Raw genomic sequence first — 17,420 nt, forward strand, 5'->3', positions numbered from 1 at the left:
GGGCTAAAGGGACTAAAGGCGGCTGACCCGGTCAGGCTCAGCGTTTGCCGCCGCGTTCGCCAGAACGCGTATCGGCCGGCGCCGTCGCCGGCACAAAGTCGACGCAAAGCACATGCGTGCCATCACGGTCGAATGCGATTGCCGCGGTATAGCAGTCCTGGCCATCCGCGAGCGAATAGTGCGGCCCCATCATGGCGACGCGCCCCGGCGCGGCGAGCGCATGCTTGAAATACGCCCGCCGCGACCAGTTGCAGTGCGTATCGGTGTAGAGCGGCGCGAGCCGCAGCGGAGGGGGAGGCACCGAGGTGGCCGTAATCGACGCTTGCGTCTGTTCGCCTTGACCGTCGGTGATGAACACCCGGCGCGCTTCGCGCAGATGCCACACTTTTTGTGCCGCCTGCCGTAGATCGCCGGTGGCTTTGAAGGCGTCCGCGGCGGCGAGCACGGCTTCGGCGAACCCTTCGAAGCCAAGCCGCTGGTGGCCGGCATGGTCGAGTTCAAAAGCGGCGAATTTGCTCCACATCGACCCGATCAGCGCCGGTACCCTGGCGCACGCAGCCTGCACCGAACTCTGCGGCTGGCCGAGCCAGAAGCCCTGCACGAAATCGACGTCGGCCTGCATCAGAATCATCAACTCTTCGTCGGTTTCGACGCCTTCGGCCAGCACCAGCGTACCGGACTGATGGAGCATCGCAATCAGATGGCTGATCATCGAGTCGTCGCCTTCACGCTTGCCCGCACGGGCGACCAGCGAGCGGTCGAGTTTCACGATGTCGGGACGAAAGCGCCACACACGGTCGAAGTTCGAAAACCCGGTGCCGAAGTCGTCGATCGCAATCAGGAAATCGCGTGGCTGTGACGCCGCGAGCATGCTGGCGACGGCGGATTCATCGTCGGCAGGTTGTTCGAGTACTTCGATGACAATGCGCTCCTGCGGCAGGCCGAAGTGCGCCGAGAGCTCATCGATGAAGGTGCGCTGCGGCCAGCCGGTTTCGAACACCTGCGGACGCGTATTCAGAAACAGCCACCCGGTACTGATGCCTTGTTCCATGAAATTCGCCACATGCAGGCAGCGCGCGATGCGGTCGAGTTCGCGTGCGTCGGCGGCCGAGCGTGTGCCGGAGAAAAGCACTTCCGGCGACACCGGCAAGCCGACCGGATCGAACGCGCGCAGCAGGCCCTCATAGCCGACCACACGCTGATACGTGACGGACAGCACCGGCTGGAACACGCTGTGCAAGGTCAGCGCGCGCCATGTCGCGGTCCAGCCGGACTTGTCCCGGACCAGATGTGGGAGCAGGCCGCTCAGGGTCAATTCGCTGACGGTTGGCATAAAGGCGGGCATGAGAGCGGACATAGTGCCATCGCGGCAAGCGGGTGACGGGGCGCGCGAACCGATTCAGCGCGCAACGGATGCACAGCCCGGGCGTCGGCAGGGTAAGGTAGGTACAACCTGGGAACGCGGAGAGCAATGCCAGCCATGCTGGACTCCGGCGGGATTAGTCAAAACCAGTCTAGCAGTTTGCACTTTGCATGAATGTGCGGGCTATCACAGACGCGGGACGTGGCCGATTGCCCGGCAAACCGGCCGTAGCGCGGTAGCCGGCCTGGGCGTCGCGGGTGTTTCGCGTGAGCTTCGCACCCGTTTGCGGCGCGCAGGATCGATCATTTCGAACGCAATCAATCGCGCATATGAAGCCGAGGGTAGCAGGGCGGTGAGTGGCCACCCGCCAAACTCCAGGCAAGGACGGTGCACAGACGTTTCTCGCACGCGAAAGGCTTTGCATCAGGGTAAGCCAGCCGCCACGCTCGCTTGCCCGCCGCGATTGCCCGCCGCGCGTGGCCGCCTGCAGGTTTGGCGGGGGGCGCGTATGCTGCTGCTTTTCGTGAAAAAAACGGACGGCAGGCATGGCGGAAATCGCGGTGGTCGCAATCTCGGTGGCAAAGCCGGGCTATGAAGAGCAAGTACGCGAAGCGCTTGAAGGCATCGTGGGCCCGACGCGCAAAGAGCAAGGTGCGCTTCAATACGATCTGCATCGTGACGTGCAGGAGCCGCGCCGGTTCGTGTTTGTCGAGCGTTGGGAAAGTCAGGAAGCGCTGGCCGCGCATGCCCGATCCGCGCACATTGCGGCTTATATGGAAACGGTGGCGGATTGGGTCGAACACGCGGAAATCCGGGTCGTGTCGAAGATCGCGTAGGCGCTTAAGGGGTGAACAACGGGAGCGAACAGCGAGGGGGAATAGCGAGGGGGAATAGCGAGGGGCGAACAGCGGGGGGCGAACAGCGGCGAGCGGGCTGTCAGGCCGGATCCGGCCTGTGCGGCGCTCGCCGTTTATCTTTAGTGCGTGGCCTGCGGGACGTCGAGGATCAGGATGATGGTCCAGTCGGCATCGCCATCGTGGTGATACTGGCGCTCCGCGACGATGAACGGTTGCTGCTTGCCGTCCGGGCCAAGAAACAGCACGTCGCCTTCCATCGGCAGGCATTCGACGGGCGGCAGCGCGAGGAACGCTTCCTGACCGCCGCGCGGCATCAGTTTTTCGATTTTGCGAGATGCTGCTTCAGTCCATTCGATATCTAGCTGAATGTTGCTCATGCTGTCCTCCGCACCAAGGTGCGCACAGGTTAGGGGGATGCCGGCTGGGCGCCGGCCGGTGCGCGACTTTAGCATAACGTCAGCGGTGCGCAGCGGGCCTGCAGCAAGTTCATTAGACAACAAAAAAGCCGAAACCGGCGGTGCCAGCTTCGGCTTTTCACCTTCGCGGCGAGACAACGGGTGATGCTGTCAGTTGCGCTTACGAACTGGCGGCCATCGGTTTGGCGGCCTTCTTGTGATGCGGCGCCATCTTGTGATGTTTTTCCGGCATAGCCGGTGCGCTTTCCATTGCTTGCTGGCGGTTTTGCAAATCTTGCGCGCGTTGCTCGACGTCGGCGGCCTTAGCCGGATCGGTGCTCATCATGACGCCGCTGTCCTGCGCATAGGCCGCGCCCGTTACGGCACCGAGGGAAACCAGGATCGCCAGGGACACTTTCTTCATTGTTACCTCCGCAGAGTGGTTATGGACCCGAATATGTGCCTGTCCAACAGGAAAGACAATGCATTCTAGCCAGCAATATCCGCCCCAGCGGACGTTTTGTAACTGCAATGACAATTAGTTACATCTTGTTACGTTCAATCCACAGTCGTTGTCGATAACGATCTCGCGTCGAGCCGATAGTGCGTTGTCGATAGAAAGAATATTCGTATCTCTAAATAAATTGATTCGTCACGGCGTGTGAGATTCAGAACCATCCGATTGCACGATAGACATGAAATTGCGCGATTCCAATCAGTTCGTGTAGCGCAATCTCCGCACTCGCCAGATTGTCATAATGCGGTAGTACACCGAGACGTGCGCGCCGCGCGTTCGAGATCAACGGCTGTGGCGAGAGGCCGAAACAATGGAAGTCGAGCAAGGCGCGCGGCATCTGATACGCGGAAGTGACGAGGATCAGGGAATCGTAACGTGACCGTTCGAGAATAGCCGAGACGTTGCGCGCGTTTTCGTAAGTCGTGCGGCTGCTGTTTTCCAGCACGATGTCCGTACGCGGTACCTGTTTGCGCAGCAGGTAAGGCAAATAGGTGTCCGCTTCGGTTGCGGCACGCCGCTGCGGATTGCCGCCGCTCACGATCACCTGACACGTGGCTGCCGTACGCTTGCAGGCTGCATAGTTCTCGGCGCTCACTGCGATGCGCGCGAGCACGTCGGGCGGCGGCACGAGGACGTCGTTGGCGTCGTAGATGGTGCCGCCGCCGAGCAAGATGATCGCGGTGCGCGGCGCGAAGCTGGCAGGCGTGTCGGTCTGCCGATACGGCTGCGCCAATTCCAGCAATGGAGCAGTCAGCCAGCCGGCGGCGAGCAGCCAGAACAGGGCGATCGTGACAATGGCGAGAGGCCGGCGAGCGCGTTTCCATAGCAGGATTGCTGCAAAAAAAAGCGCTAATAAAGTGAATAGAATCAATTTAAATGGGGTAACGTATGACTTTCGGGATGAATCTATGGGCCTGCTATCGCGCCGCAGCGGTTGCATCGCCGGCCTGTAGAGAGAACGCTAACATGCCGTTCAGACGGGGGTTCCGAAAACGAGACGAGGCAGCACCTGGCGGAATTCGGCGGCGTGGCACGCCGCCTGCTTCCAGCCAAGGGCGGGTGCCATGCGCGTCACTGGTGGCGCGGTGATGCGTTGGGCATTGATGTGTCATAGCTGCACTTTAAGAAAGAAGTGAGATGACCACGTATTCCAACGAAGCGGTACTTGAAGCGCTGCGGCGGGCGCAATATCGCCAGGTCCCATGGGCCAGACGGCCGAGTGTATTCCAATATCTTCGCGCGTTAGGCCTGATGGACACTGTTCGGCAGCGAACTGTCGCTCCGGCTCCGGGTTTTCACGCGCCTGTCGATATCGCCGTGCTCACCGAGCGCGGCAGGGCCGAGTTTGCGAGACTCGCGCACGACGAACGCCAGCTGAGCTGGACCGCACAGCGAATGAACGACTACGTCGTTGCGACAGCCGAAGCGCGCCCCGCGGCCGCTCTCGAAGCCCGGCCTTAGGACGGCGGGCAGCTGGCGCTATTTTTCCGGCCGCTTTACGCGGCTGGCGGTGATTTTATTGCTCCGCTTATTGCTCGGCTTATGCGCCTCGGGGCAGTGCGCATCGCCCGCCCGTTGATGCAAAAAAAAGCCCGTATCGCAAGGATACGGGCGTACCGGAATTACTACTGCCACGCTGTGCTAATGGCGTTTAATCAGACTGACGTTGCGCCGGGTGGTTCCCCCGATCGTTCAATTCGCCATGCAGCGGTTTGTTTCGCGGTTATGGTGAACGCTAGCGCTAGCGGACAACAGGAGCGGTCTCCGATACACGCGATCATCTGAAGCACGCCGCCGCTAGGTATGCGCTAGCACTCGCGCGTGTTAGCGCATATCTAGCGGCGGCGCGCGGGATCTTCGCGCGGCGGTTCCTGGCGCGTGCGTACATTGCTCGCGATATCGCCGCGCAGGTCGCCACGCGGCGCCGGCGGCGTGAAGTCGCGGCTGCGTGGATTGCTTTGCTGCCAGGCTTGCATCGTGACCGTGTGGTCCGGACGCCAGTTCCCGCCTTGTGGGCGCTGCTGTGCGAGCGCCGGTGCGGCCATTGATGAAACGACAATGCCGCACAGAAGCAGTGACATTGGTTTCATGTGAGCTCCCGTCAAGCCGATCGACTCAAGGCCTGTTTGCATACATATAAGGTATGCCGAGTAACGAAAGCACGCTGTAAGCAATAGTAAATGGATGTTTCGCCGGCGCCCATCGAGCCGCTTCAGGCGTCTGAAGCGACTCGGCAGTGAAGTCGGCGAAGCGGGGAGAGACGACTGCGCTGGGCGCGCCGAGGAGCGGTGCCCATTGCAGGCCGGGCGGGCGCCCACCTATGGCGCACGGCGGCCCAGATACTGCCTGGCGCCCGCAGGCGCCCGGAGGCAAAATTCGCGTCAGGCCATCTTGATCGGCGCGCGCCACGATTCCGGATTGGTCCAGAATGCGCCACGCAGGCGGTCGCGGCTCGGCGGTGCCGGCGGTTTCGCCGCGGTCGCGCCAATGCGGCCGCGCAGCGAAATTTCACGGCCGCTCGTGCCGAGTCGCTTAACTATTTCGGCGAGCGTACCATCGGCTTGCCATTCGTCGAAGCGACGGCGGCAAGTCGGCGGCGACGGATAGCGGCCCGGCAGTTTGGACCAGCCTTCGCCCGTCGACAGCACCCAAAGCACAGCGTTGACAACCGCGCGTGCTTCCACGCGTGGCCGACCGCGCCGTTCGCTCCGTGCAGGTTCCGCACAGAACAACGCCTCGACCAGCGCCCACTCGTTGTCTCTCAAATCGTCGAACAGCATCATGTTTCACCTCAGCGAAGCTAACTCCGGTGCGCTGCCCCGCGCCGCGCACTCTCCATGCACTCGATAGGCGAGTGCCAAGGGGGTCGGGCTTGCCACGGTTTCATGTCAGTCAGAAGTCATGGCGCCGACCCTGTGTGCATGTAAATGCAGGAAGTGTGCCAAGTCGAGTCCAACACCTGAAAGTCCCGTGACAGCGGGCCAGCGCGGGCGCTAGCTAGGGGCGTATAAGAATCCAAAAAACCCGTCTCGCAAATCGGGACAATCACCAATCTTGTGCAATCAGGCCCGGCCAGCGTGCGTTTGCGCCTTATTGCTGCATTGCAGCGAGGCCGTTCAATACGACTGTGGTGCGCATTTCGCCGTACAATACGCATCAAACGAGGTTATTGATGAGGTCTGTGAATGAATGTGACGCTGCGTCAGCTAAGGGTTTTCATTGAGGTCGCCCGTTTGCAGAGCTTCAGCCGGGCCGGCGATGAGATCGGTCTGACGCAATCCGCGGTCAGCCGCTGTGTGCGCGAACTGGAGGGGGAGATCGGTCTGAAGTTGATCGACCGCACCACGCGCGAGGTGCAACTCACGGACGTCGGCGGCAACCTGGTATCGAGCGTGTCACGCCTGCTGACGGATCTGGACGACGCGCTGCGCGAGATCCGCGAAATCGGCGAGCAGCGCCGCGGACGCGTGGTGGTGGCCGCGAGCCCGACAGTCGCCTGCCGGTTGATGCCTGGCGTAGTGGCGTCGTGCGGACGCCAGTTCCCCTACATCGTGTTGGGTCTGCGCGACGATGTGCAAAGCGACGTGGTGCGCAAGGTGAAGTCGGGCGAAGTCGATTTCGGCGTGATTATCGGCCCGTTTTCCGCCGACGACCTGCTTTGCGAATCGCTCATGACGGACTCGTTTTGCGTCGTTTCGCGCGACGACCACCCCTTGGCGGCGCAGGAGCGGGTGGCATGGACCGACCTGCAAGGTCATCAGCTCGTCATGCTCGATTACGCGTCAGGCAGCCGGCCGATCATCGACGCCGTGATGCAGGAGTACGGCGTGAGCGCCACCGTGGTGCAGGAATTGGGGCATTCCGCGACCGTTTTTGGGCTGGTCGAAGCGGGTGTCGGCGTGAGCGTGTTGCCGTGGCTGGCGCTGCCGCTGCCGGCGGGCGCCTCGCTGGTGGCGCGGCCACTCGTGCCGCGCGCCGAGCGCACGGTCGAACTGGTGCGGAGGCGCGACCGCTCGCTGTCGCCGGCGGCGGAGGCGGTGTGGGGCCTGATTCGTCAATTGCCGGCGCGGGCGGAGGATCTGGGCTGATGACCCAGGCGCGCGTCATCACCCGGTGACTTCGCCGTTCTAAAAACAGGTGCCGCGCTAAACTGTCGGCTCTGCCGGGCGTCAGCCTTGACCCATTACCCGTCCATCACCGTCTGGAAGCCTCGATGAGCGAATCGGATCTGCCTGTGTCCTCCGTCCCCAATGCGCGCGATGCCGTGCGCGCACTACGTCCTTCGCAGATTCGCGAAGTCGCGAACGCGGGTTTCGGCGTCGCAGACGTGCTGCCGTTCTGGTTTGGCGAGTCCGACCGGGTGACCCCGGCCTTCATCCGCGACGCCGCCAGCGCTGCGTTGGCCGCCGGCGCTACCTTCTATACGCATAACCTGGGCATTGCGCCGCTGCGCGAGGCGCTCGCGGGCTATGTCAGCGAGTTGCACGGGAGCACGTCGCCTGAGCACATCGCGGTGACGAGCGCCGGTGTCAACGCGTTAATGCTGGCTGCGCAGCTAATCGTGGGCGCGGGCGACCGCGTCGTCGCGGTCACGCCGCTGTGGCCGAATCTGGTCGAGATTCCCAAGATTCTAGGTGCGCATGTGGAAACCGTCGCGCTGGGCTACGGCGAACGCGGCTGGCAACTCGATATCGAGCAGTTGCTGGCGGTGTTGACGCCAGACACGAAGATGCTGCTGATCAACTCGCCGAACAATCCGACCGGCTGGGTGATGAGCCGCGACGAGCAGCGCGCCGTGCTGGCGCATTGCCGTCGCCACGGCATCTGGATCGTCGCCGACGAAGTCTATGAACGTCTTTACTATGCGGGCGACGATTCCGCTGCGCGCGGCGCCCATTCGCGCACGGCGCCGTCGTTTCTCGATCTGGCCGCGCGCGACGAGCGCGTGATCTGCGTAAATTCGTTTTCCAAGGCGTGGCTGATGACCGGCTGGCGGCTCGGCTGGCTCGTTGCGCCGGCCTCGCTGATGGACGATCTGGGCAAGCTGGTCGAATACAACACGTCGTGCGCGCCGGCTTTCGTCCAGCAGGCAGGCATCGCGGCCGTCCAGCAGGGCGAGCGCTTCACGCAGGAGCTGGTGCTCGACCTGAAGGCGTCGCGAGACCATCTGGTGCATGCGCTGTCCGTCGTGCCTGGTGTCGACGTGAAGGCGCCGCCCGGAGCGATGTATCTGTTTTTCTCGATGCCGGGTGCGTCGCGCAGTCTCGAGCTATGCAAGGCCATGGTGCGCGAAGTGGGCTTGGGCGTGGCGCCCGGCAGCGCCTTCGGCCAGCAAGGCGAGGGCTTCGTGCGCTGGTGCTATGCCTGCGACACGGCCCGGCTCGACGCGGGTGTCGAGCGGCTGAAGACGTTTCTGGCGAAACACGGTACGCATTGAGCCGCAGCGGAGCGGGCCGGCGGTCCGGCTTATGAGGCGGATTCGGGCCCGTTCCGCTCCGATTCCTGTTCATTTCCGCCAGCTTTCCCTTTTTAGCGGGCGACTTGAGGCAGCGCTGAAAAATGCGCCGGGTATTTCGTCTTTACGCACCGATTGTTTTTGCGTAATATGGCGCTCAGTCACGCGATTCCTTTCAGGAACATCGCTGCTCCGTCCGGCTGGGTTTGGCTCGATTGCCTGTTTCGCCTCCCCCCGGTGCGTGCTCCCATCAATATGACCGATCAGAATCGGGCGAGCGCGTCTTCAGTTCCACATCGTCTGTTTGATCCGGTTCTTTGACCACAGGGTCTGACCTAGCTGCATGAATACCCAAGAGGCGAAGATCGTCCTCGAGACTGCCTTGATCTGCGCGCAGGAGCCGTTGAAGCTCGGCGATTTGCGCAAGCTCTTTGCCGACGGCGTGTCGGCAGACACTGTTCGGAATTTGCTCGAAGACCTCAAGCAGGATTGGTCTGGGCGCGGTGTGGAGCTGGTCGGGCTGGCGTCGGGCTGGCGATTTCAAAGCAAGCCCGCGATGCGGTCGTACCTGGATCGTTTGCATCCTGAGAAACCGCCGAAATATTCGCGCGCGGTACTCGAGACGCTCGCGATCATTGCGTACAGGCAACCGGTCACGCGCGGCGATATCGAAGAGATTCGCGGCGTCACGGTGAATACGCAGGTCGTCAAGCAACTCGAGGATCGCGGCTGGATCGAAGTGATCGGCCATCGTGATGTGCCAGGCCGTCCGGCGCTATATGCGACCACGCGGCAATTTCTCGACGACCTCGGTTTGAAGGCGCTCGACGAATTGCCGCCGCTCGCCGATCCGTCGGCGCAGCTGAATGCGGATTTGCTCGGTCAGCATGCGATCGAATTTTCCGAGGTCGAGGCCGCACAGGCTTTGGCTTCGGATGATGAGAACCCGCTCGAAGGGCCGTCGGAATCTGCCTTTGGCGAGGCAGGTGCTGAAGCAGGTGAGGCAGTTGAGCTTGCCGAGGCAAGGCATGATCCGGCGGATGCCGCGCCGGCGCCTGAGTCCCATCAGGACGCTTCTGCAGCGCCGAATGGGCAAGAACATGCCGAAGCGGCAAACATTGAACCGCAGGCCGGCGCTGCCGAGCCTGCACTGAATCACGATCCGGTCTCCCAGGCCGATCCGGCAATACCCGCGCACGACTTGGGCGTACTCCGCAATACGGAGCGCGCCACCGAGCCGAACCCGACCACGGCGGCGCACGGCGATCCTGAGGATCGCCGCGATGCCGCGCAGGACGCAGGCATTCTGACCGACGACGAACCCGAGTCGCGCAGCGCCTGACGTAATCGAACTTTTTTGCCACGCCCGCAATGGGCGTGCGCGACCTGACATTTTGAGGTTGTTTTGACACATACCCACGACACCGATTCGTCCGAATCCGAGCGCGCCGTGCCGTCGGCACGCGCCGATGAAGCGCGCACCAAGCAAGCGTCGGCAGGCGAGGGCGAGCGCCCGGCGCAGACCACGGAAGCAGACGGCGAAGACCGTCCGCGCCGCGGCCTGCGTCGCGGACCGCGCAGCCTGATCGCGCGGCGCCGCGCCGGCGCGAAGACGAAGGGCGCCGAAGGCGCGCCCGCGCAAGGAGCGCCGGTCGTCACCGAAGCGCCGCCGGACGGCGAGGTGGTCGCGCAGGTGCGCATGCCGCGCAAGGATGCCGGCGCCAAGGGCCCGCGCCGCAATGCGGGCGGCGCGAAGCGCGAGGGCGGACAACGTGAGGGGGCGCCCCGCGAGGGCGGGCCTCGCGAAGGTCAGCGCGATGGCGGGCCTCGCGAGCGTCAGCCACGCGAAGGCGGTCAGCGTCAGAATCGCCGGGGCGGCGAAGCACCGGTGGCAGCCGCGACCGAAGCGAGCCCGGACGACCTGTTCTCGTACGTCACCTCGCCCGCCTTCGACGCGGACAACAGCGCCACTGGCGGCGTGCGCGCCCCGATGCTGCGCCGTGGCAAGCCGGCTGCGCCCAAACGCGTCCTCGCCGCGGACGACGACGCGCCGAAGCTGCACAAAGTGCTGGCCGAGGCCGGCATGGGCTCGCGCCGCGACATGGAAGAACTGATCGTCGCCGGCCGCGTGTCGGTGAACGGTGAGCCGGCTCACATCGGCCAACGCATCATGCCGACCGACCAGGTCCGCATCAACGGCAAGCCGGTCAAGCGCAAGCTGGCCAGCAAGCCGCCGCGCGTGCTGCTGTATCACAAGCCGACCGGCGAAATCGTCAGCCACGCCGATCCGGAAGGCCGCCCGTCGGTGTTCGACAAGCTGCCGCCCATGAAGACCGCCAAGTGGCTCGCGGTTGGCCGCCTCGACTTCAACACCGAAGGTCTGCTGATGCTGACCACCTCGGGCGATCTGGCCAACCGTTTCATGCATCCGCGTTACAGCGTCGAGCGTGAATATGCGGTGCGCGTGGTCGGCGAGTTGGCGGAAGGCATGCGTCAGAAGCTGTTGCACGGTGTCGAGCTGGAAGACGGCCCGGCGAACTTCCTGCGCATTCGCGATGGCGGCGGCGAGGGTACCAATCATTGGTATCACGTCGCGCTCGCCGAAGGGCGTAACCGTGAAGTGCGCCGTATGTTCGAAGCAGCCGGCCTGATGGTCAGCCGCCTGATCCGCACGCGTCATGGCCCGATTTCGCTGCCGAAGGGCCTGAAGCGCGGTCGCTGGGAAGAACTCGAAGACAATCAGGTGCGCGCGCTGATGGCATCGGTGGGCCTGAAGGCGCCGTCGGAAGAAAAGGGCGGCCGCAGAGAGGCGCCGGAGCGCAAGCAGCCGGATCCGATGCAAACGTCGATGGGCTTCATCAGCCGCGAACCGGTGCTGATGTCGCATGGCCGTTTCGATCAGCAGCAGCCGCGCGGTCAAGGCCGTCGCGGTGCGGCGGGTGGTGGCTTCGGCGGCGGTGCGGGCGGTGGTTTTGGTAGCGGTGGCGGCTACGGCAATCGCGGCGCTGGCCGCAGCGTCGGTGGCTTCAGCGGCCCAATGGGCGGCGGCGCGCCTGGCCCGCGTGGCGGCCGAGGTGGTGACGTCGACGGCAATCGCGCGCCGTCGGGCGGTGGCAATCGTGCGGCTGGCGGCGGTAAGCGCGCTGGCGGCCCTGGTGGCAATCCGGGGAGTGGCGGTGGCAGCCGCGGGCCGGGCGGCAATCGTGGCGGTAACGCCAACCGCGCCGGTGGTGGCAACGCCAACGCGGGCGGCGCCAATCGTAGTGGCGGCGCGCCGCGCGGCCGCTCGCGTGGCCGTTAAGCAGCAAGCGCTGTAAGCATGACGGTGGGCGGCTGATCGTTTCTCAACGATTCACGCCTCGCCACCGTCGGAATCGATCGACGGGCGTTGCGGATTCATCGCAGGTTTCATAGAACGCATAAAACCGCGGTGCGTGCATAAATAGGGGCGGCGTTTCCTGGCCCTGCTTGCCCGGCGCGGGTCCGAGGCCGTGCAAGCCGCCTTGCAAAAGGCCCGCAGCGCTGCTATTTCGTTGAAAGATTCCCATGAAATCAAGCGGAAATGCGCTTCGCGCGGCGTTCTGCGGTTTGCGTTTGTCCCGAAAAATGGCTACAATCGCGGAGTCGCTGGGCGTGCGGCTTTTCATGTGCGGCTCAGGTGCGACCACCGGCAATAAGATGATGGGCGTTTAGCCCATTTTTTTTTGCCGCTCAGTTCTCAGTGGTTCGGCATCTCGGGTAGCACGAACGTGCGCCGGCTTGGCGCGCGGCCCGCATTGGTGTTTGCAGACAAACCCGGCAGGTCTCGCCGCGCGAACATCTTAGAGGGCACTGTGCAACTGACGGAACTGATTGAAACCACGGTCGTGGGACTCGGCTACGAGCTCGTCGATCTCGAGCGCACCGGGCGCGGCATGTTGTGTATTTATATCGACCAGCCGGCCGGCATCGCGATCGAAGACTGCGAGAAAGTCACGCGTCAGCTCCAGCACGTTCTGACGGTCGAAAATATCGATTACGAGCGGCTTGAAGTGTCGTCGCCGGGTCTCGACCGCCCGCTGAAAAAACTGGCGGATTTTGAACGCTTCGCAGGCAGCGAAGTGGTAATCACATTGAAAAAGCCATTGGACGGACGGAAATCGTACCGGGGCATTCTGCATGCTCCGCAAGGCGAGACGATCGGTCTGGAATTTGAAGGGAAGGAAGGCGCCGCGATGCTCGATTTCACCGTCGCGGATATCGATAAGGCACGCCTCGTTCCGAAAGTTGACTTTAGGAGCCGCAAACAATGAGTCGCGAAGTGTTGATGCTGGTGGATGCGCTGGCACGCGAGAAGAACGTCGATAAAGACGTGGTATTTGCCGCGCTCGAGGCGGCCCTCGCTTCGGCCTCCAAGAAACTCTTCGAAGAAGACGCGGACATCCGTGTCCAGATCGACCGTGAAAGCGGCGAGCACGAAACGTTTCGCCGCTGGAAGGTGGTGCCGGACGAAGCCGGCCTGCAAGAGCCGGATCAGGAAATCCTGCTGTTCGAAGCACGCGAACAGAAGCCGGAAATCCAGCTCGACGAATACATCGAAGAACCGGTGCCGTCGATCGAATTCGGCCGTATCGGCGCGCAGGCCGCCAAGCAGGTGATCCTGCAGAAGGTGCGCGACGCCGAACGCGAGCAGATCCTGAACGACTTCCTCGAGCGCGGCGAGCACATCATGACCGGCTCGGTGAAGCGCCTGGATAAGGGCAACTTCATCGTCGAAACCGGCCGTGTCGAAGCGCTGCTGCGCCGCGACCAGCTGATTCCGAAGGAAAATCTGCGCGTGGGCGACCGCGTGCGCGCCTATATCGCCAAGGTCGATCGCACCGCTCGCGGTCCGCAGATCGAGCTGTCGCGTACGGCGCCCGCATTCCTGATGAAGCTGTTCGAAATGGAAGTGCCGGAAATCGAACAGGGCCTGCTGGAAATCAAGGCGGCGGCCCGCGATCCGGGCGTGCGCGCCAAGATCGGCGTGGTCGCTTACGACAAGCGCATCGATCCGATCGGCACCTGCGTCGGTATCCGCGGTTCGCGGGTACAGGCCGTGCGCAACGAGCTTGGTGGCGAAAACGTCGACATCGTGCTATGGTCGGAGGATCCCGCACAGTTTGTGATCGGCGCGCTCGCGCCGGCAGCCGTCCAGTCGATCGTCGTCGATGAAGAAAAGCATTCGATGGACGTCGTCGTAGACGAAAACGAACTGGCGGTCGCGATCGGCCGAAGCGGCCAGAACGTGCGTCTTGCCAGCGAACTCACCGGCTGGCAGATCAACATCATGACGCCGGACGAATCTGCGCAAAAGCAGAATCAGGAGCGCGGCGTACTGCGTGACCTGTTCATGGCGCGTCTCGATGTCGACGAAGAAGTTGCCGACATCCTGATCGACGAAGGCTTTACGAGCCTCGAAGAGATCGCCTATGTGCCGCTCAACGAGATGCTCGAAATCGAAGCATTCGACGAAGACACCGTTCACGAACTGCGGAATCGCTCGCGCGATGCATTGTTGACGCAGGCGATCGCGAATGAAGAAAAGGTTGAGAATGTTGCACTCGACCTGAAGAGCCTGGACGGCATGGACGCCGACCTGCTCGCCAAGCTTGCCGAACATCAGATCCAGACGCGCGACGAACTCGCCGAGCTGGCTGTGGATGAACTGGTCGAGATGACCGGAATGGAAGAGGATGCCGCTAAGGCGTTGATCATGAAAGCACGTGAACACTGGTTCCAGTGAGAAATGACCATGGCGCACTAAATTGAACGCGGCCGTCAGGCCGCATGACCCGATGCTAACCGCAAGGAATCGGTCCTTGCATTAAGAGGAATGAATGGCGAGTAACAACGTAGCCCAATTTGCCGCGGAACTGAAAATGCCTGCAGGCGTGCTGCTCGAGCAGCTGCAGGCGGCGGGCGTCACCAAAGCGAGCGAAGATGACAGCTTGTCCGAAACGGACAAGGCGCGTCTGCTCGACCACTTGCGCAAGTCTCACGGCTCGACTGATGCGGACAAGCGCAAGATCACGCTGACGAAACGGCATACGTCGGAGATCAAGCAATCCGACGCGACGGGCAAAGCTCGCACCATTCAGGTCGAGGTGCGCAAGAAGCGCACTTTCGTCCGCCGCGACGAAGCCGCCGGTGAAGGCGGCGATGCATCGAATCATGTGGCCGAGGCCGACGTCGACGTCGACGATCTCGAACTCCAGCGCCGTGAAGAGGAAGCTCGTCACGAAGCCGAACTGCTCGAACAGCAGGCTCAGGAGTTGAAGGCGCGTCAGGAGCAGCTCGAGCGCGAAGAAGCCGAACGTCAGGCGCGCGAACAGGCTGCTGAAGCCGAGCGCCGTCGTGCGGAAGAAGAAGCGGCGAAGAAGCGCGCGGCGGCTGCGGCCGAAGCGGCGGCTCGCGAGCAGGCTCAAGCTGCGAAGCCGGCGCAGGCTGCCCAGCCGGCGGCGGCCAAGGCTGAACCGGTCGCGGCCAAGGCTGCGGAACCGGCGGTTGCCAAGGAAAGCGAGCAGGACGACGAGCGGGCTGCGGCAGAACGCGCGGCGCAACGCGAAGCGGCGAAGAAAGCGGAAGACGCAGCGCGTCAGGCGGCCGAGAAAACGCGCGCCGAGCAGGCAGAAATCAGCAAGCGCCGTGCTGCGGCGGAAGCCGAAGCGCGTGCGATTCGCGAAATGATGAACACGCCGCGCAAGGCGCAGGTGAAGGCGCCGGAACCGGCGCCGAAGCCCGCTGAGCCGGCCAAGGCCGCGGAAGCCAAGGGCACGTTGCACAAGCCGGCGCGTCCGGCGGGCGAAGCGCCGGCACGTCCGGCAGCCAGGAAGCCGGCGGCTGCGGCTCCGGCTGCCACGACCACGCCGTCGGCTGGCGACAAGAAGAAGCCGGGCGGCGGCAAAGGCGGCTGGCAGGACGACGCAGCGAAGCGCCGCGGCATCAAGACGCGTGGCGACACGAGCGGCGGTGTCGATCGCGGCTGGCGCGGCGGCCCGAAGGGTCGCGGCAAGCATCAGGATCAGAACACCACGTTCCAGGCGCCGACCGAACCGATCGTGCGTGAAGTGCACGTGCCGGAAACCATCACGGTCGCCGATCTGGCGCACAAGATGGCGGTGAAGGCCTCGGAAGTCATCAAGTCGATGATGAAGCTCGGCCAGATGGTCACGATCAACCAGATGCTGGACCAGGAAACGGCGATGATCATCGTCGAGGAACTGGGTCACCACGCGGTTGCGGCCAAGCTGGACGATCCGGAAGCCATGCTGGTCGAAGGCGAAATCACGGACGCGGAAGCACTGCCGCGTCCGCCGGTCGTCACGGTCATGGGCCACGTCGACCACGGCAAGACCTCGCTGCTCGACTACATCCGCCGCGCCAAGGTTGCAGCGGGTGAAGCAGGCGGGATTACGCAGCACATCGGCGCCTATCACGTCGAAACGCCGCGTGGCGTCATCACGTTCCTCGATACGCCGGGCCACGAAGCATTTACGGCCATGCGTGCTCGCGGTGCGAAGGCAACCGACATCGTGATTCTGGTGGTGGCAGCCGACGACGGCGTGATGCCGCAAACGAAGGAAGCCATTGCTCACGCGAAGGCAGGCGGCGTGCCGCTCGTCGTCGCGATCAACAAGATCGACAAGCCGGATGCGAATCCGGAGCGCGTGAAGCAGGAACTCGTCGCGGAAGGCGTCGTGCCGGAAGAATACGGTGGCGATTCGCCGTTCGTGTCGGTGTCGGCCAAGACCGGCGCGGGCATCGACGACCTGCTCGAAAACGTGCTGCTGCAAGCCGAAGTGCTGGAACTGAAGGCACCGGTCGAAGCGCCGGCCAAGGGTCTGGTCATCGAAGCGAAGCTCGATAAGGGTAAGGGTCCGGTCGCAACGATCCTGGTCCAGTCGGGTACGCTGAACCGCGGCGACGTGGTGCTGGCAGGCAGCGCTTACGGTCGCGTGCGAGCCATGCTCGACGAAACCGGCAAGCCGACCAAGTCGGCAGGCCCGTCGATCCCGGTTGAGATTCAAGGTCTGTCGGAAGTGCCGCAAGCAGGCGAAGAAGTCATCGTCATGCCGGACGACCGCAAGGCGCGTGAAGTCGCGTTGTTCCGTCAAGGCAAGTTCCGCGACGTCAAGCTGGCCAAGCAACAGGCCGCGAAGCTCGAGAACATGCTGGAACAGATGGGCGAAGGTGAAGTGGCGTACATGCCGCTCATCGTCAAGGCCGACGTGCAAGGTTCGCAGGAAGCTTTGGTGCAGTCGCTGCTCAAGCTGTCGACCGACGAAGTGCGTGTGCAGATCGTGCATGGCGCAGTGGGCGGGATCAGCGAGTCGGACGTCAACCTGGCTACGGCTTCGAAGGCGGTCATTATCGGCTTCAACACCCGTGCGGATGCACAGGCGCGCAAGCTGGCGGAAAGCAACGGCGTCGATATTCGCTACTACAACATCATCTATGACGCAGTAGATGATGTGAAGGCCGCGATGTCGGGCATGCTGGCACCGGAGAAGCGCGAAGTCGTGACGGGTACGGTCGAAGTCCGCCAGGTCTTCAAGGTGCCGAAGATCGGCGCGGTGGCCGGCTGTATGGTCACGGACGGTTTCGTCAAGCGCTCCTCGTCGGTACGCGTGCTGCGCAACAACGTTGTGATTCACACGGGCGAGCTCGATTCGCTCAAGCGTTTCAAGGACGACGTGAAGGAAGTGCGTCAGGGCTTCGAGTGCGGTATGTCGATCAAGAACTTCAACGATATCGTCGAAGGCGATCAGTTCGAAGTCTTCGAAGTTACCGAAGTCGCGCGTACGCTGTAATT

The 17,420-nt window shown here is 63.2% G+C and carries 15 protein-coding genes and 1 pseudogene; 9 read left to right on the forward strand and 7 right to left on the reverse strand.

Annotation, left to right across the window (positions count from 1 at the left end; translation table 11 throughout):
• Positions 1 to 37: 37 nt before the first annotated feature.
• Positions 38 to 1,357, reverse strand: coding sequence for an EAL domain-containing protein (locus AYM40_RS07955; RefSeq protein ID WP_236720923.1), 1,320 nt, complete (start codon positions 1,355 to 1,357; stop codon positions 38 to 40).
• 551 nt (positions 1,358 to 1,908) lie between these two features.
• Between AYM40_RS07955 and AYM40_RS07960 the strand changes: the two genes are divergently transcribed.
• Entirely contained in the window at positions 1,909 to 2,199 is a 291-nt protein-coding gene (locus AYM40_RS07960; RefSeq protein WP_063495741.1) for a putative quinol monooxygenase, read from the forward strand.
• A 140-nt stretch (positions 2,200 to 2,339) separates the two neighbouring features.
• Here AYM40_RS07960 and AYM40_RS07965 read toward each other — a convergent pair whose 3' ends face one another.
• From AYM40_RS07965 to AYM40_RS07975, 3 genes are all read right to left on the reverse strand, one after another.
• A complete protein-coding gene (locus AYM40_RS07965; RefSeq protein WP_007182306.1) occupies positions 2,340 to 2,597 on the reverse strand; it encodes a hypothetical protein in 258 nt (85 codons plus the stop codon).
• 199 nt (positions 2,598 to 2,796) lie between these two features.
• A complete protein-coding gene (locus tag AYM40_RS07970; RefSeq protein WP_063495742.1) occupies positions 2,797 to 3,039 on the reverse strand; it encodes a hypothetical protein in 243 nt (80 codons plus the stop codon).
• Between the two features lie 244 nt (positions 3,040 to 3,283).
• On the reverse strand, positions 3,284 to 4,003 hold the full coding sequence (locus tag AYM40_RS07975) for a YdcF family protein (protein ID WP_236720924.1): 720 nt from the start codon (positions 4,001 to 4,003) through the stop codon (positions 3,284 to 3,286).
• 266 nt (positions 4,004 to 4,269) lie between these two features.
• Between AYM40_RS07975 and AYM40_RS07980 the strand changes: the two genes are divergently transcribed.
• Positions 4,270 to 4,593, forward strand: coding sequence for a hypothetical protein (locus AYM40_RS07980; protein ID WP_063495743.1), 324 nt, complete (start codon positions 4,270 to 4,272; stop codon positions 4,591 to 4,593).
• Positions 4,594 to 4,967: 374 nt separating this feature from the next.
• Here the strand turns inward: AYM40_RS07980 and AYM40_RS07985 are convergent, their stop codons facing one another.
• Together AYM40_RS07985 and AYM40_RS07990 are read right to left on the reverse strand one after the other, a co-directional pair.
• Complete coding sequence (locus AYM40_RS07985) at positions 4,968 to 5,222, reverse strand: hypothetical protein (protein ID WP_063495744.1); 255 nt, start codon at positions 5,220 to 5,222, stop codon at positions 4,968 to 4,970.
• Positions 5,223 to 5,516: 294 nt separating this feature from the next.
• Positions 5,517 to 5,912, reverse strand: a pseudogene (locus AYM40_RS07990) (transposase); the annotation flags it as partial.
• Between the two features lie 405 nt (positions 5,913 to 6,317).
• Here AYM40_RS07990 and AYM40_RS07995 point away from each other — a divergent pair.
• The 4 genes from AYM40_RS07995 to rluB all read left to right on the forward strand — a co-directional run bounded on the left by AYM40_RS07995 (position 6,318) and on the right by rluB (position 11,888).
• Positions 6,318 to 7,220: a LysR family transcriptional regulator gene (locus tag AYM40_RS07995; protein WP_063495746.1), complete on the forward strand. Its 903-nt coding sequence runs from the start codon at positions 6,318 to 6,320 to the stop codon at positions 7,218 to 7,220.
• A 125-nt stretch (positions 7,221 to 7,345) separates the two neighbouring features.
• Positions 7,346 to 8,569 (forward strand): pyridoxal phosphate-dependent aminotransferase, encoded by a 1,224-nt coding sequence (locus tag AYM40_RS08000; RefSeq protein WP_063495747.1) that lies wholly within the window; start codon positions 7,346 to 7,348, stop codon positions 8,567 to 8,569.
• Positions 8,570 to 8,930: 361 nt separating this feature from the next.
• Positions 8,931 to 9,929, forward strand: coding sequence for an SMC-Scp complex subunit ScpB (gene scpB, locus AYM40_RS08005; protein WP_063495748.1), 999 nt, complete (start codon positions 8,931 to 8,933; stop codon positions 9,927 to 9,929).
• Positions 9,930 to 9,992: 63 nt separating this feature from the next.
• A complete protein-coding gene (gene rluB, locus AYM40_RS08010; protein ID WP_063495749.1) occupies positions 9,993 to 11,888 on the forward strand; it encodes a 23S rRNA pseudouridine(2605) synthase RluB in 1,896 nt (631 codons plus the stop codon).
• A 43-nt stretch (positions 11,889 to 11,931) separates the two neighbouring features.
• Here rluB and AYM40_RS08015 read toward each other — a convergent pair whose 3' ends face one another.
• The gene (locus AYM40_RS08015; RefSeq protein WP_063495750.1) at positions 11,932 to 12,234 is read right to left on the reverse strand and encodes a hypothetical protein; all 303 of its coding nucleotides are present in this window, start codon (positions 12,232 to 12,234) and stop codon (positions 11,932 to 11,934) included.
• Positions 12,235 to 12,420: 186 nt separating this feature from the next.
• Here AYM40_RS08015 and rimP point away from each other — a divergent pair, with 186 nt between their 5' ends.
• From rimP to infB, 3 genes are all read left to right on the forward strand, one after another.
• Positions 12,421 to 12,879, forward strand: a complete 459-nt coding sequence (gene rimP, locus AYM40_RS08020; protein ID WP_028199738.1) for a ribosome maturation factor RimP — start codon at positions 12,421 to 12,423, stop codon at positions 12,877 to 12,879.
• The gene (gene nusA, locus AYM40_RS08025) at positions 12,876 to 14,351 is read left to right on the forward strand and encodes a transcription termination factor NusA (protein WP_063495751.1); all 1,476 of its coding nucleotides are present in this window, start codon (positions 12,876 to 12,878) and stop codon (positions 14,349 to 14,351) included. The genes rimP and nusA overlap by 4 nt, the downstream gene beginning before the upstream one ends.
• Positions 14,352 to 14,445: 94 nt before the next feature.
• Positions 14,446 to 17,418, forward strand: a complete 2,973-nt coding sequence (gene infB, locus AYM40_RS08030) for a translation initiation factor IF-2 (RefSeq protein WP_063495752.1) — start codon at positions 14,446 to 14,448, stop codon at positions 17,416 to 17,418.
• Positions 17,419 to 17,420: the final 2 nt, after the last annotated feature.

The organism is Paraburkholderia phytofirmans OLGA172 (assembly GCF_001634365.1).
Classification (GTDB): Bacteria; Pseudomonadota; Gammaproteobacteria; order Burkholderiales; family Burkholderiaceae; genus Paraburkholderia.